Genomic DNA, 15,255 nt, shown 5'->3' with positions numbered 1-15,255 from the left:
GGTGGTTCCCGTCCAAGGACGGGAACCACCACCCCACGTTCGTTTAGACCCGCATTCCTGTCGCTGCGGGAAACCGGAATCAGCCCGATTCGTCGGTGTCCTTCTGCTGCGCCGGGCCAAAGACCTTGGCCACGGGGCCCCGCGGGGTTGTCCGTGCGCCGAGCTCCGGATGGTGGAGGTCAAGGGCCGGGCGCTCGGAACGGATGCGCGGGATCGAGCTGAAGTTGTGGCGCGGCGGCGGGCAGGAGGTTGCCCATTCCAGCGACCCGCCGAAGCCCCACGGATCGTCCACGACCACCTTCTTACCGTTCCGGTGCGTGATCCACACGTTCCAGAAGAACGGGATCATCGAGGCTCCCAGGATGAAGGAGAACACCGAGGAGAATTGGTTCATCGTTGTGAACCCGTCTTCCGGAAGGTAATCCGCATAGCGACGCGGCATCCCCATGACGCCCAGCCAATGCTGGATCAGGAACGTTCCGTGGAAGCCCACGAACAGCATCCAGAAGTGGATCTTGCCCAATCGCTCGTTGAGCATCTTGCCGGTCCACTTCGCCCACCAGAAGTAGAAGCCCGCGAACATCGCGAACACCACGGTTCCGAAGACGACGTAGTGGAAATGGGCGACGACGAAGTAGGTGTCTGTCACATGGAAGTCCAGGCCCGGTGCCGACAGGACGATGCCGGTCAGGCCGCCGAAGAGGAAGGTCACCAGGAATCCGATGCTCCAGAGCATCGGGGTTTCGAAGGTGACAGAGCCTCGCCAGAGGGTGCCGATCCAGTTGAAGAACTTCACGCCCGTGGGCACCGCGATCAGCATGGTCATGAAGGCGAAGAACGGCAGCATGACCTGGCCGGTGGCGTACATGTGGTGGGCCCAGACGGAAATCGAAAGCGCAGCGATCGAGATGGTGGCAAAGATCAGGCCCTTGTAGCCGAAGATCGGCTTGCGGGAGAACACCGGGAAGATCTCCGTGACGATGCCAAAGAACGGCAACGCAATGATGTAGACCTCGGGGTGCCCGAAGAACCAGAACAGGTGCTGCCACAGCATCGGGCCGCCCGCTTCCGGATCATACACATGCGCACCGAACCGCCTGTCCGCACCCAGGGCGAACAGCGCCGCCGCCAGCGGCGGGAACGCCATCAGGATCATGATCGCGGTGATCAGCGTGTTCCACGTGAAAATGGGCATGCGCCACATGGTCATGCCAGGTGCACGCAGGCAGATGATCGTGGTGATGAAGTTGACCGCGCCCAGGATGGTGCCGAAGCCCGACAGCGCCAGGCCGAAGACCCAGAGGTCACCGCCGATGCCGGGGCTGAAGGTGGTGTTCGACAACGGTGCGTACCCGGTCCAGCCGAACGCCGCCGCGCCCTGCGGGGCCAGGAAGCCCGAGATCGCGATGGTCGAGCCAAAGAGGAAGAACCAGAAGGCCAGGGCGTTGAGCCTGGGAAACGCGACGTCGGGCGCCCCGATCTGCAGCGGCATCATCACGTTGGCGAAACCGGCAAAAAGCGGCGTCGCGAACATCAGCAACATCAACGTGCCATGCATGGTGAACAGCTGGTTGTATTGTTCCTTGGTCTGCACGATCTGCAGGCCGGGGTCGAACAATTCGGCCCTCATCAGCATCGCCATCACGCCGGCCAGGCAGAAGAAGGTGAACGAGGCAATCAGGTACATGTACCCGATCTTCTTGTGGTCGGTGGTCGTGAGCCAGCCGACGATCATCCGCCCCTTGCTCAGCGGGACTGCCCGTGGCTGGTCGCGGGTCAGTTCATCTGTTGCGTATTCATAGGTTGCCATTTTTCATCTCACGGTTTCCCCAAACGACGCGGCAGGCACCCGACGTTCCCCGGCCGGGCATCCGATCCACGAAGTTTCTGTGGTTCGAAATGTGTGGTTCTTCCCCAGCATGCTCTTCTTTGGGCCAAGTTGCTAGGGCTGGCCGACGGCTGGCACCGGTGCCGGCAGCCACGTCCGGGGCAGGACTCAGCCGCCGAACCGAAGCCTTGTCGCGCGGTATCCCAGTCCCACGGCGAACATGACCAGTCCGCCGATGACGGCGGAGGCCGGAAGCGTGGCGACGAGCACCGCGCAGCCCGCGGTCCCGGCGACACCCAGCCACACGGGCGCCAACCGCTCGTTCTTTGGTTGCTTCGCGGCCGAGATGTTGGCGATCAGGTAGTAGACCAGGACCCCGAACGACGAGAAGCCAATGGCCGTGCCCAGGTCGAAGAACGCGATGAGCGCCAGGATCGCGGCACCGACGACGAGTTCGGCCCTCAGGGGTGTGGAAAACCGCGGGTGCACGGCTGAAAGGGCCCGAGGCAGGTCGTTCTCCCTGGCCATGGCCATGGCGGTGCGTCCGATCCCTGCCACCAGGGCCAGCAAGGCACCCAGGGAGGCCAGCGCCGCCGCAACCTGGACCAGCGGAAGCGCCCAGGAGTCCCCCACCGCGGTCGCCAGCGGCTTGGGGCTTTGGGCAATGCCGGCCGTCCCCAGGACATTGATCAGCACCAGAGCCACCGCGGCATAGAGGACCACCACGATGCCGAGCCCGATTCCGATGGCCCTCGGAATGCTCTTGGACGGGTTCCGCACTTCTTCCCCCAGGGTCGCGATGCGCGCATAACCGGCAAACGCGAAGAACAACAACCCCGCTCCCTGCAAGACGCCAAAAACCCCGTGGTCGGTACCGGCAACGTATTCCGGCGGAGCATGTCCTCCCGCCAGGATCACGATCAGGACCACGGCCAGAAGCGCCAGGACCGCGGTGACGATGATTCTGGCCGCGGCCGCCGTGCGGGTAACGCCCAGGCAGTTGACGCCCACGAGCACCGCCACAGCCACAGCGGCCACCGGTTTCACCCAGGGTCCGGGGACCGTGTAGGTGGCAAAGGTCAATGCCATGGCTGCCGCGGATGCAGTCTTGCCCACCACGAACCCCCACCCGGCAATGAAACCGGGCCACGGCCCCAGCACCTCCCGCCCATAGGCGTAGGTGCCGCCGGAAGTCGGGTAGCGTGCCGCGAGCTGCGCGCTGGAACGAGCATTGGCATAGGCAATCGCGGAGGCAAGAACGAGGGAGACCAAGAGCGCGGAGCCGGCCGCGGAGGCCGCGGGCGTGAAGGCCGAAAACAGGCCCGCCCCGATCATCGCCCCCAGCCCGATCATGACCGCGGCAAAGGTGCCCAACCGTCGCTGAAGACCTGGTACCACTTTTTCCCCATCCTGAGTTCGCATGCACAAGATCTACTACACGAAAGTTAACTCCCGGTGGGCCCCAAACACCGGACCCGAGTCCCACGGCCCTGCCGGTTGGCCTAGGATCAAAACACATCGTCGGATACGGGCAGGGAGCGGGGCCTCCATGGCACAAGGATATTTTGCCGTGATTGACACGGAAACCACGGGACTTTTCCCGGGAAACCACGACCGCATTGCGGAAATTGCCGTCATCACACTCGACCGCTCGGGCACCGTCCTGGATCGGTGGGAAACGCTGGTCAACCCCGAACGGGACCTGGGCAAGCAATCGATCCACGGGATCCGTGCCAAGGACATCCTCGAGGCACCGCGCTTCGTCGACATCGCCCAGGAGCTTGACTGGCGGCTGTCCGGAACCATCGTCGTCGCGCACAACCTCGGCTTCGACGCCCGCTTCCTCGGCGCCGAATTCCAGCGCGCGGGGCTGGCCCTGCCGGACTTCTACCTGCCCCGAGGCCTGTGCACCATGCAAATGGCCCACGAATACCTGCCCGGCGCCGGGCGTTCCCTGCAGGACTGCTGCGATTCGTTCAGCATCGAGCTGCGCCATGCGCACAGCGCCGGGGACGACGCGGAGGCCACCGCCGTGCTCTTGTCCCGGTACATGGAGCTTGACCCGGATCTGGACGACTGGGACTACCTGCTGGAGCAGGCAGCGGCCACCAGCTGGAACGTAGATACTCCTCCCGCGCTGTTTGCACCCGTGCACCGCTCCACGGAGGGAACCAGGGAAACCCACTTCGTCGACCGGATCGTGGTTCGCCTGCCCGAAATCACCGGGCCCGCCCAGCACCAGGAATACCTGGCGTTGCTCGACCGCGCACTGCTTGACAGGTATCTCTCGGCCCACGAGCAATCCGCCCTGGTGGCGATGGCCGACGAGCTCGAATTGAGCAGGGCCACCGTCATCGAACTGCACCGCCAATATTTCTCCTCGATCGCCGACACCGCTTGGGCCGACGGTGTCCTCACCCACGACGAGCTGCACGACCTGGCAACCATCGCCCAGCTGCTTGGCATCCCTTCCGCACAACTCGATGCCGCCACGCTGGCCAGGCCGGCCGGCCCGCCGCAGGCCCCCTTGCCGCAGCGGACGGCATCCTCGTTCCTGGAACCCGGGGACCTCGTCGTGCTCACCGGGGACATGACCCGGCCCCGGAGCGCCATCGAGGCCGAACTGGAATCCGCCGGGTTCAAGTCGCACCCGGCGGTGACGAAAAAGGTGAAGCTGTTGGTGGCCGCCGACCCGGACAGCCTCTCGGGCAAGGCCCGCAAGGCCAGGTCATACGGCATCCCGGTCGTTGGCGAAGATTACCTGTGGAACCAGGTCCTCCACCCGGCCGGGCGCTGAGGCGGCCGAGAAAATCTTCGTTCGCAGTACTAACGGCCCCGGCTCGCTAGTATGCTCAAATCGAAAGCGGCCCTGCCGTCACCATGAGGCATTGCCACGAATCCCGACACGTGTGGAATGAAGATGTCTCACAAGGACCCGGAAACAGCCAAGAACGCCGAACCGGCGCCACGGGAATCCCGCGGGCCGGCCATCGTCAGCATCGGTGAATATCGCATACGGCGCGAGATTCCACGTGTGCTCCCGGCGTTCGAAGCTTGGTGCCGCGAGAAGAATTTTGACGTCCGCGGAGACGCGCTCAAGGCACGAATCACCGCCTTTCTCGGACACTACGCACGCCTCAACAGGGACAGCGACATCACCTTCCTGAATGTCCAGGCCTTCGCGGCAACACTGGATGAGCTGATGTTCTTCGGGAAAACCAACGATTTCCTGGACATGACCCACGTCTTTGGCGCCTACCTCGAGTTCCTGCACGCCACCGGCACCTGGGGCGGAACCCACGAGCAATTCGTGCAGCTCGACACCTACTTCAAGTGCTTCAGCTTTCCCGGCTTCGAGCCGTCCTACTCCCCGATCCCCGAGCTTCAAGCCGCCATCATCACCGTCCCCAAGCTCTCCGAGGACGAGCTTGCCGAAGCCATCGGAAGGCTGCCGGTGGCCAGGCGGGTGCTCTCGTTCCTGCAATGGCTCGGGCCAAGGCGCGAGATCACCAGCTTGAAGGTGCTCAACAAGAAGCACGTCCAAGAGGCCGCCGCGGCCCTGGACGTCGACGCCGTGCCCGTCTCCGGCGCCCTTCCGGTCGGAGGGCAACCCACGAACGGTCCGGTCTTGTTCAAGAGCGCTACAGGCATCGGCCGGCTTGAACTTTATTGGGGCGCGCTGGTCGGTGCCGGATTGATCGAGCTCAGTGCCAGCCGGGCCTACCCGAGCCCCGAGGCAATCGGCTTCCTCGAGGACCCCTCCGCGAACCTTGTCGAGGTCGTTCGCACCCTCGCCCGGAACATGTACGGGGCGTTCTCAAAGGAGGTCAGCGACCGCTACCAGGAGATGGAAATGGGGTACCTGACCAGGTATTTCCTGTTGGAGGCGGCCGTGGAACCGATCAACACCGAGGTGCTCAAGCACCCGGTCCGCGGCCTACCCGACCTTGATCCGCGGGGAGACGCCGACATCATTGCGATTGCCTGGCGACGGCTGGAACGGCTGTGCGACGAGGGCCTGGTCGAGATTGGTTCAACCCTTTCCATCCCGCCCGCCTTGCTCAAGCCCTTGGTCCTTGAACTCGCGAAGGCCTCCGAGGTTGCGGTCCGTTTCAAGGACCCGGCCGACGAGGCCCCGGCCGTCGACGGATACCCTCCGGCTTGAACCCGGCGAACCGCGGCGGAGCTAGGTCCGGATTCCCAGGTGGTTCGCCAGGATGTGTTCGGCAATGGCCATGGCCGAGGTTGCCGCCGGCGAGGGCGCGTTGCGCAGCAGCGTGACCGGCCCGACCTGGTCCACGGCAAAGTCATCAAGCAGGGAACCGTCCCTGGACCATGCCTGGGCGCGAACTCCCGCGGTGGTCTTGTGCCGCAGGTCAGAGGGCAGCAGCTCCGGGATGAAGGCCTGGGCAGCCTTGAAATACAGCGGCTTGAAGAGCGACGCGGCAATTTCCTTTCCACCCATTTTCCAGTGGGCCTTGGCCAGGGCTCCGGCCCCGGGCCACCGCAGGGATTCGACGGTGTCGCGGACCGAGATCCTGCCCCACGAATACCCCTCCCGGGCGAGTGCCGGTACGGCGTTGGGCCCCACATGCGTTTCGCCATAGACCCCGCGGGTGAAGTGGACCCCGAGGAACGGGAATGCGGGATCCGGAACCGGGTAGATCATGCCCTTGACCAGGTCGTTGCGCTCGGGGGCCAGGGACCAGTACTCGCCGCGGAACGGCAGTATCCGTGGCGAGTCCGAGGCCCCGACCAGCTTGGCGACGACATCCGAATGCAGGCCGGCGCAGACCACCATCCGGTCGAAGACGTGGGTGGTGCCGGAGGTTGAAACGCGGCAGCTGCCGGGCGAGGATTCAACGGCCTGGACCTTTTGGTTAAGCAGCACCCTGCCGCCGGCCCGCCTCACCTGGTGGGCCATGGTTTCGGCAATCACCGCATAGTCGACGACCGCGGTATGCGGGGAATGCAACGCGGCGACCCCCGCCGCATGCGGCTCGATCTCGCGCAGCCGCGCCATGGAAACGCGGGCCAGGCCGGGGACCGCGTTCAGGGCGGAGCGCCGCTGGATCTCCTCGAGCCGCGGGACCTCTTCGACATTCAGGGCCACCACGAGTTTCCCGGCCTCGCGGTACGGAAGGGAATGCTCCTGGCAGTATTCGCGGGTCATCGCCCGCCCCTTGGCGCAGAGTTCGGCCTTGAGCGAGCCGGGTTGGTAGTACAGCCCGGCGTGCACGACCCCGGAGTTGTGGCCGGTTTGGTGCATGGCCACACGGGATTCCTTCTCCAGCACCGTCACGTCGAAGTCCCCCGTGCGGGACAGCGCCTGGGCGATGGCCAGGCCCACGATCCCGGCGCCAACGATCCCGATGCGTTCGACCATGATTTTCCGCCCTCCCTGCGCACAAATGGTGGTGTCCCCAAAAACCCCAGGGGACCTTCGCATCGTCTCACGACACCGCCGGGATGGGTATGGCTCCTCGGGGACGACGCCATCCACCCGGCTACCGGATGAGCGGGGTGTCCACGGCCTGCCCGTTGACGCTGCGCACCTTCCAGGGTCCCTCGTCGTTGTCCAGCAGCGAGACCGAGCCGTTGAGGATGCTGTCGAACGTGCATCCGGCGAGCGCGGAGAGCGTGTAGCGGATGATCGTCCCGTGGCACACCACCGCGACGTTCCTGCCCGGGAGGTCCGCGGCGATCTTCTCGATCGCCGCTCTTCCGCGGGCGACCACTGAGTCCAGGGCCTCGATGCCGCCGCCGACCTTGTTGGGCCAGAGCTTTTCCCATTCCTCGTCCGTCATGCCCTCGGCCTGGCTGTAGTCGCGCTCGATGAGTTCGTCATAGCTGCGGCCAAGTTCGATGCCCAGGCCGGCGGCGATGATTTCGGCCGTTTCACGCGCCCGGGAGAGCGGGGAGCTGACGATGGCGTCCCACGTTCCGGCGCCAAGCACCGCCACGGCGTCACGGGCCTGCTGGCGTCCGACGTCGTTGAGCGGGATGTCGCTGGAGCCCTGCAGGCGGCCTTCGGCGTTCCAGTTGGTCTGTCCATGGCGAATGAATCCAAGTTTCATGCTTTCATTCTCCCGGTTCCCGCTCTCCGCCGCCCACCTTGTGACGAAGCAGGGCAGCCGTCCCCCGGGTGCGACACGGAGGGCAGGGGCATGCACCCGCCCCTTCCGCGGATTGAGCTTCCGTGCGATCCTCTAATGGGCGAGAGGCGGGAGACATGAAGGTGCAACGGCTGGAAGCCGCACTGGCCGCATTCGAGGACCCGGCGGCCAAGGCACGCTCGCTGGTGCCCCTGTACCGGGCGTGGGCCAGCACCGAGGCCATCCCCGCACCGGTGCGCCCCGTGGTGGCCAGGTCCTGGCAGCGGCAGTCGCTGAAGAACCCTGCCGTCCGGCCGCTGGGTTCGGCGGGGATCGGGGACCGCAGGGAACGCGCGGCGGTGCTTTCCGGCCTGGTGCCGATGCTCGAGGACCGCCTGCTGCCCCTGGCGGCGGATGCCGGCAACGAGCTGGTCATCAGCGACGACGAGGGCTACGTCCTGTGGGTTGCCGGGCCCTCCCCCATCCGCCGGCGCAGCGAGGACATCGGATTCGTCGCCGGCGCGCGCTGGCGGGAAACCGACGTCGGCACCAACGGGCTGGGCGCCGCCATGGCCGAACGCACCCCGGTGCAGATCTTTGGCCCGGAGCACGCCCGCGAGGAACAGCACACCTGGGTGTGCACCAGCGCCCCGATCATCGAGGAACGCTCCGGCCAGGTGCTTGGCGCCATCACGCTCTCCGGCTCCTACCGCACCGCCCACCCGCACACCCTGGCGCTGGTCAGCGCGACGGCGCGGGAGGCCACCGGCCTGCTGGCGGCGCGGCACGAGGGCGCGCTGCACCTGCTGGCCGGCTCGGTTCCCGTCCCTTCCGGCCGGCACGTGCTGGTCGATGCGCAGGGCTGGGTGGCGCATGCGGCGGGCTTCGGGGTGGGGAACCGCCTGCGGCTTCCGGGCGGCCTGTGCGCCGGCGGGGCGTGGGTGCCCGAGCTCGGTGCGGTGGTGGCCGAAGAGGTCCCCGGGGGCTGGCTGCTGCACGGTGGCGACCGTGCGTCCGACGCCCGGCTGGAATTCTCCCCGGCCCCCGTGCCGGTGGCCGCCATCATCCAGGACGGGCAGCGGACCGAGATCCGGCTCAGCGAGCGGCACGGGCAGATCCTGGCGCTGCTGGTGGCCAACCCCGAGGGACTTGACGCCCACGCACTCATGGAACGGCTGCCCGGGACCACCACCACCGTCACGGTGCGCGCCGAGCTGTCGAGGCTGCGCGCCCGGCTCGGCGGGCTGGTCGAGTCCCGGCCCTACCGCCTGGGCCTGCCGGCGGACTTCCGCCCCTGAACCGCGGCGGGCATTGCAACCTTCTGCAACCCTCGCGGCACTGTGACCCAGCTCATAGCATCGTCTCCATCGCAACACGCTTTCGAAGGAGAAGGACATGACTGAAGTGAACGCCGGCGCCGCGGCGGAACAATGGCTCGGGGAACTGGAACGCGCCCTGGGAGCGGGCAACACCGAAGCGGCCGCGGCCCTCTTCGGCGAGGAATCCTACTGGCGGGACCTGTCCGCGCTGACCTGGAACCTGCACACCTCCGAGGGCCGCGGGGAAATCAAGGACATGCTGGACGGGGTCGGGCCCGACGCCTGGCCGCGGAACCTCGCCCTGGCCTCCGCCACCGAGGGCGACGGCGTGGTCGAGGCCTGGTACACCTTCACCAACAAGTCCATCGACGGCAAGGGGCTGTTGCGGCTGCGCGAGGGAAAATGCTGGACGCTGCTCTCCACCGCCCAGGGACTGCGCGACTTCCCGGAACCCGCGGGGGCGCTGCGCGAACGCGGGGCCGAGCACGGCAGCGAAATGTCCTCGGAGAACTGGCTGGACAAGCGCACCCGCCGCGAGGCCGAATTCGGCATCACCGAACAGCCCTACGTGCTGGTCATCGGCGGCGGGCAGGGAGGCATCGGGCTGGCGGCGCGCCTCAAGCGCCTGGGCGTCCCGGCGCTGGTCATCGACAAGCACCCGCGCCCGGGCGACCAGTGGCGCTCGCGCTACCACTCGCTGTGCCTGCACGACCCCGTCTGGTATGACCACATGCCCTACATCCCGTTCCCCGACCACTGGCCGGTGTTCACCCCCAAGGACAAGATGGGCGACTGGCTGGAGCACTACACCCGGCTGATGGAACTGGACTATTGGTCCAACACCGAGGCCACCTCCGCCACCCACGACCCGGACACCGGCAGCTGGACGGTGCAGCTGACCCGCGAGGGGAAGGCGCACACGCTCCACCCCGCGCACGTGGTCATCGCCACCGGCATGTCCGGGATCCCCAACATCCCCTCCTTCGAGGGCCGGGATGTCTTCGCCGGGGAACAGAATCATTCCTCGACCCACCTGGGCGGCGAGGCGTACCGCGGCAAGGACGTGGTGGTCATCGGCGCCAACAACTCCGCCCACGACATCTGTGCGGACCTGGTGCAGAACGGTGCCAGGCCCGTGATGGTGCAACGCTCCAGCACCCACATCGTGCGCTCCGAGTCCCTGATGAACACCGTGCTCGGCCCGCTGTACTCGGAGGAGGCGCTGGCCAACGGCATCGACCACGAGACCGCGGACCTGATCTTCGCCTCCATCCCGTACAAGGTGCTGCCCGAATTCCACCGCCCGGCCTTCGAGAAGATCCGCGCCGACGACGCGGACTTCTACCAGGGGCTCGCCGACGCCGGGTTCGACCTGGACTTCGGCGACGACGACTCCGGGTTGTTCCTCAAATACCTGCGCCGCGGCTCGGGCTACTACATCAACATCGGCGCCTCGGAGCTGGTCGCCGACGGGTCCATCGCCCTGGCCCACGGCGACGTGGCGCAGCTGACCGAGGACTCGGTGGTGCTCGACGACGGCACGGTGCTGCCGGCGGACGCGGTCATCTACGCGACCGGCTACGGGTCCATGAACGGCTGGGCCGCAAAGCTCATCTCCCAGGATGTGGCCGACGCCGTGGGCAAGTGCTGGGGCCTGGGCTCGGACACCACCAAGGACCCCGGTCCGTGGCAGGGCGAGCTGCGGAACATGTGGAAGCCGACCCGGCAGGAGAACCTGTGGTTCCACGGCGGGAACCTGCACCAGTCCCGGCACTATTCCAAGTACCTGGCGCTGCAGCTCAAGGCCCGCTTCGAGGGCATCGACACCCCGGTCTACGCGCTGGCCGAAACCCACCACGCCTCCTGACGGCGGTCGCCGCGCCCCGGATTCCGGCGTATTGTCGGGGCTTCGGGGCACAATGGTGGTGTGAGTCCCGCACGCCACGATCCTGCCCAGACGCAGCTTCCCCTGGATGACGAAGCGATCGCCGCGATGGCGCCCGCCCACCCGGAGGTCGAAGACGTGGCCAGCGCCGAGGCGGTTGCCAGCGCCGTGCAGCGCGAGCTCGAGGCGCTGCGCATCGACAACAAACGGCTGCGCAAGCTGCTTGACTTGGGCGCCTCCGAGGCCCGGGCCGCCGCCCCGGACCAGGGGCAGCTTGCGCTGGCGGCGCCCGGCCCGGTGACCGCCGCCTCCCCGGAGGCCGAGAAGATCGCCTTCTACATGGACCTGTTCCGCACCCGGACCGACGTCTTTGCGCTGCGCTGGGAAAATGCCGCGGACGGAAAAGCCGGATGGGTGCCGGCGGTTCCCGGCGGCTGGCGCAAGTGGATGGACCGGGACAACACGAACTACACCCGGCTCACCCCCGCCGAGGTCGAGGCCCACCTCCGGGGCCGGCAGCACATCGGGCTCTACCCGCTCACCGAGGCCGACAGCTGCGCCTTCGTGGCCGCCGACTTCGACGGTGCGGCGGCGATGCTCGATGCCTTGGCCTACCTCAAGGCCGCCCGTTTCCGGGGCATCCCCGCCGCACTGGAAGTCTCGCAATCCGGGCGCGGGGCCCACGTGTGGATCTTCTTCACCCACTTCGTCCCGGCCGAGGCGGCCCGGGCCCTGGCCACGTCGCTGTTGCACGAGGCCATGGGCATCCGCGGCTCGATGTCGCTGCGCAGCTACGACCGGTTGTTCCCCTCCCAGGACCGGCACACCGGCAAGGGCATGGGAAACCTGATCGCCGCCCCGCTTTCCGGGCGGCGCCGGATGCACGGCACCACGCTCTTCCTGGATCCCGCGACGCTGGAACCCTTTGGGGACCAGTGGGCCTACCTCTCGGGGCTGGGCCGGGTGAGCCCCGGGGAGCTGAAGAAACTGCTGCGCTCCCTGCCGCCGCCGGCCACCGGGCGCAAGACCCGCCTGGAGGTCCCGGCCTCCTCCAAGATCTCCCCGCGCCCGGCACCCGTTGTCCAAGCGGTCATCGGGGCACGCATCACCCTGCGCTCCACCGACCTGGGCCCGGCCATGGTCACCGCACTGAAGCACGCCGCGGCCCTGCCCAACCCCGACTTCTACGAGCGCCAGCGCCAGCGCCGCTCCACCTGGGGCATCCCGCGCTTCCTGGCCAGCTACGACGAGAGCCTCGAGGGCGACCTCATCCTGCCACGCGGGCTGCTGCCGATGCTCGAGAAGCTGGTGGAAACCGCCGGCAGCCGCCTGGCGCTCACCGACGAGCGCGTGGGCGGGCAACCCCAGGACTTCGCGTTCACCGCAACCCTGCACCCCGAGCAGGAGCGGGCCTTCAAGGCGCTGGCGAATCGCACCCACGGCGTGCTGGTGGCGGCCCCCGGCAGCGGCAAGACCGTCATGGCCTGCGCCCTGATCGCGGCCAAGTCCGTCTCCACGCTGGTGCTGGTGGACCGCAAGACGCTGGCGGACCAGTGGCGCGGGGAGATCCTGAGGTTCCTGGGCGAGAAGTCCGGGCAGATCGGCGGCGGGAAATCCAAGACCACCGGGCGGATCGACGTGGCGCTGCTGCCCACGCTGGCGCGGCGCAAGAACGTCGCCGAGCTGGCCGCCGGGTATGGGTTCGTGGTCGTCGACGAGTGCCACCACGTCCCCGCCGCCGCGTTCAGCCAGGTCATGAACCAGATCCCTGCCCGCTGCTGGCTCGGGCTCACCGCCACCCCGTACCGGCGCGACGGGCTGGAAGAGCTGATCTTCCACCAGCTCGGCAGCTTCACCCACGAGTTCACCGCACCACGCCACGGGGAATTGCCGCAAAGCGCCGCCGAGTATCCGGCCCCGGCACTGCAACTACGGCTGCACGAGACCGCCTTCGAGTACGACGGGGACATCGATCCGAGCTCGCCGGGCGGCATCACGCAAATCCACAAGATCCTCATCGAGGATCCGGCCCGCGTGGCCCAGGTCGCCGGCGACATCATCGAGGCGCACGCACAGGGCAGGCAGGTCCTGGTGCTTTCGACCTGGAAACGGCACCTGCAGCTGATTTCCGAATCGCTGCGCGCCGCTGGCCTGGATCCGGTCGAGCTCACCGGCTCGCTCAAGGCCGGGGCACGCCGCGCAGCCATGGAGCGGATCAATTCCGCGCCGGCGGACGAACCGCTGCTGGTGCTGGGCACCGGGTCGCTGATCGGCGAGGGCTTCGACTGCCCGCGCCTGGACACGCTCTTTCTGGCGGCCCCGATTTCCTTCCGCGGCAGGCTCCTGCAGTACGCCGGACGCGTCACCCGCCCGTACCCGGGCAAGGCCGATGCCGTGGTGCACGACTATGTCGATGTCCGCACCCCGGTGATCGCCAGGGCCTACGACAAGCGTTCGGCCGGGTACCGGGAGCTGGGGTTCGAGCCGGTGACGGCCGCTACCCCGCGTCCAGCTCCCTGACGGCGCCGGTGGCGGTGTCAGCCCGGAAACCACGTTCCCAGGTTTGCCCGCCGGCATGCACGGCGCAGCGCACCGTTGCGTGCCCGCGGGCCACGTCGGCATCGGTGACGGTGTAGGCGGGGGTGAAATACAGGGCCGATTCCCCGGGCCCCACCGCCGCGGCCGGGAAGGCTGCGGCCACGTCCCCGTCGAAGTTTCCCTCCAGCACCGCTTCGACGGTGTGGCCGGACGGGTTACGGAAGCGCCCGGTGAAAGCCAGGATGTCCCCGGCCCGCAACCCAGGTGCGCCGGGCCCGTAGTTCACGTCCTGGGCCTCGCGGGTGCCCAGGACCTGGTCCCCGTCCCCGTAGCCCTGCCCGATCTCCTTCCAGGTGTGCACGCCCCACTGCGCGGGCGCCGCGGAGATGGTGTGGGATTCCCCGACGCTGCGCCAGGAGGCGGGGCGTCCCGGGGTGATCGAGCGCAGCACCAGGCAGAAGTCCCCGCCGTCGTCATCGAGGTACGCCTCGGCTGCCGCGTCCAGGGCGGCAGGAGCCAGGTGCTCCGCGGCCAGCCGGGCAAAGACGATCTCGCTGTACCCGTTGTCCTCGTAGAGAACCCCGAGCGACCCGTCGGGCAGCAGCGCCGCGGTGGAGTAGGCACTGGATCCGCGGCGGATCGCAGCGACCGGGCGCCAGCTGGCGCCCTCGTCCCGGGACATGCTCAGCACGGTGTTGCGGCGCAGGTCTGCGTCCCGGTTGTTGGTGGCCAGCAGCAGCCCCGGGCCCGCTCCCGGTTCCGGAAGCCGCAGGATGCTGCCGTTGTCGCTGGGATCCGGCAGGCTTGGCACTTCCTCCAGCGGCCCGTAGCTGTGCCCGCCGTCGGTGGAGATGGCCTGCATCCGGGCGCCGCGGGCCCGGGAATTCAGCAGCACCCGCTCGCCGGGCAGCTCGACGACCTTGTTCTCGTTGGCCTCGGTGGCGGTGGCCTGCCCGAGAGTCCAGGTCTCGCCGTGGTCATCCGAGTAGGCGGAGGCGGCGCGGATGTTCCCGTGCAGCAGGATGACCATTTGCTGGACCAGGCGCCCGGCCCACGGCCCGTGTTCGAGCTGGATCCCGGCCCCGGCCGCGGCGAAGATCCCGGTGATGCCCTCGCGCTTGAGCGCCCCGGTCAGCCGCCGGTGGCTCCAGGATTCCCCGTCGTCATCCGAGAAGGACACATCCACGTGCTGCACCGCGTCCTCGGGCTCCAGGCCCTCAACGGCCTCAAAGAACCCGGCATGGGTGCCGGCGGCGTGGAAGCAGAAGATCCTCCCGGTGGCCTTGTCCACCAGCAGGCTGGGATCCCCGAAGCCCTGCAGCCCGCTGCCGGTGCGGATTTCGCGCTGGGCCTCCCAGCTCGTCCCGTTGTCGAAGCTGCGGCGCAGCAGCAGGTCGATGGTGTTGGGCAGGTCATCGAGGTTGGGGCGCCCGTCGTAGGCGGCCAGCACCGTTCCGCGCGTGGACACCGCCAGCGCGGGGATCCGGTATTGGCGGTGGCCGCCGGCGCCGCGGGCTGCCAGGACCTGGTGGGAGAACGGGGAATCGTCATGGGGCATCCCCCATCTCTACCGCCGTCCCGCCGTCCGCA

General features: G+C 67.8%; 10 protein-coding genes. 5 read left to right on the top strand and 5 right to left on the bottom strand.

The annotated features are described in order from the left end of the window. Positions 1-79: 79 nt before the first annotated feature. Entirely contained in the window at positions 80-1,810 is a 1,731-nt protein-coding gene (ctaD, locus tag BLJ79_RS10900; protein ID WP_071214754.1) for an aa3-type cytochrome oxidase subunit I, read from the bottom strand. Between the two features lie 186 nt (positions 1,811-1,996). Continuing rightward, positions 1,997-3,250: an APC family permease gene (locus BLJ79_RS10895; RefSeq protein WP_071214753.1), complete on the bottom strand. Its 1,254-nt coding sequence runs from the start codon at positions 3,248-3,250 to the stop codon at positions 1,997-1,999. Between the two features lie 148 nt (positions 3,251-3,398). Between BLJ79_RS10895 and BLJ79_RS10890 the strand changes: the two genes are divergently transcribed. Next, positions 3,399-4,625, top strand: a complete 1,227-nt coding sequence (locus tag BLJ79_RS10890; protein ID WP_286135350.1) for a 3'-5' exonuclease — start codon at positions 3,399-3,401, stop codon at positions 4,623-4,625. Between the two features lie 123 nt (positions 4,626-4,748). Beyond that, positions 4,749-5,993 (top strand): hypothetical protein, encoded by a 1,245-nt coding sequence (locus tag BLJ79_RS10885; protein WP_071214751.1) that lies wholly within the window; start codon positions 4,749-4,751, stop codon positions 5,991-5,993. A gap of 21 nt (positions 5,994-6,014) precedes the next feature. On the opposite strand, the gene lhgD is transcribed toward BLJ79_RS10885, so the two are convergent. Both lhgD and BLJ79_RS10875 read right to left on the bottom strand, forming a co-directional pair. Continuing rightward, positions 6,015-7,214: an L-2-hydroxyglutarate dehydrogenase gene (gene lhgD, locus BLJ79_RS10880; protein ID WP_071214750.1), complete on the bottom strand. Its 1,200-nt coding sequence runs from the start codon at positions 7,212-7,214 to the stop codon at positions 6,015-6,017. Positions 7,215-7,335: 121 nt separating this feature from the next. Continuing rightward, positions 7,336-7,905 carry a histidine phosphatase family protein gene (locus BLJ79_RS10875; protein ID WP_071214749.1) on the bottom strand — a complete coding sequence of 190 codons (570 nt, stop codon included), beginning with the start codon at positions 7,903-7,905 and terminating at the stop codon, positions 7,336-7,338. Between the two features lie 155 nt (positions 7,906-8,060). Between BLJ79_RS10875 and BLJ79_RS10870 the strand changes: the two genes are divergently transcribed. The 3 genes from BLJ79_RS10870 (at position 8,061) to BLJ79_RS10860 (ending at position 13,647) form a co-directional block, all read left to right on the top strand. Next, positions 8,061-9,221, top strand: coding sequence for a helix-turn-helix domain-containing protein (locus BLJ79_RS10870; protein ID WP_071214748.1), 1,161 nt, complete (start codon positions 8,061-8,063; stop codon positions 9,219-9,221). Positions 9,222-9,318: 97 nt separating this feature from the next. After that, positions 9,319-11,109: a flavin-containing monooxygenase gene (locus BLJ79_RS10865; protein ID WP_071214747.1), complete on the top strand. Its 1,791-nt coding sequence runs from the start codon at positions 9,319-9,321 to the stop codon at positions 11,107-11,109. 60 nt (positions 11,110-11,169) lie between these two features. Then, complete coding sequence (locus BLJ79_RS10860) at positions 11,170-13,647, top strand: DEAD/DEAH box helicase (protein WP_286135349.1); 2,478 nt, start codon at positions 11,170-11,172, stop codon at positions 13,645-13,647. On the opposite strand, the gene BLJ79_RS10855 is transcribed toward BLJ79_RS10860, so the two are convergent. Next, positions 13,625-15,223, bottom strand: coding sequence for a sialidase family protein (locus BLJ79_RS10855; protein ID WP_071214746.1), 1,599 nt, complete (start codon positions 15,221-15,223; stop codon positions 13,625-13,627). The genes BLJ79_RS10860 and BLJ79_RS10855 overlap by 23 nt on opposite strands. Positions 15,224-15,255 lie beyond the last annotated feature (32 nt).

The organism is Arthrobacter sp. UCD-GKA (assembly GCF_001863355.1).
Taxonomy (GTDB): domain Bacteria; phylum Actinomycetota; class Actinomycetes; order Actinomycetales; family Micrococcaceae; genus Paeniglutamicibacter.
This window is presented reverse-complemented; position numbering and strand designations above follow the sequence as displayed.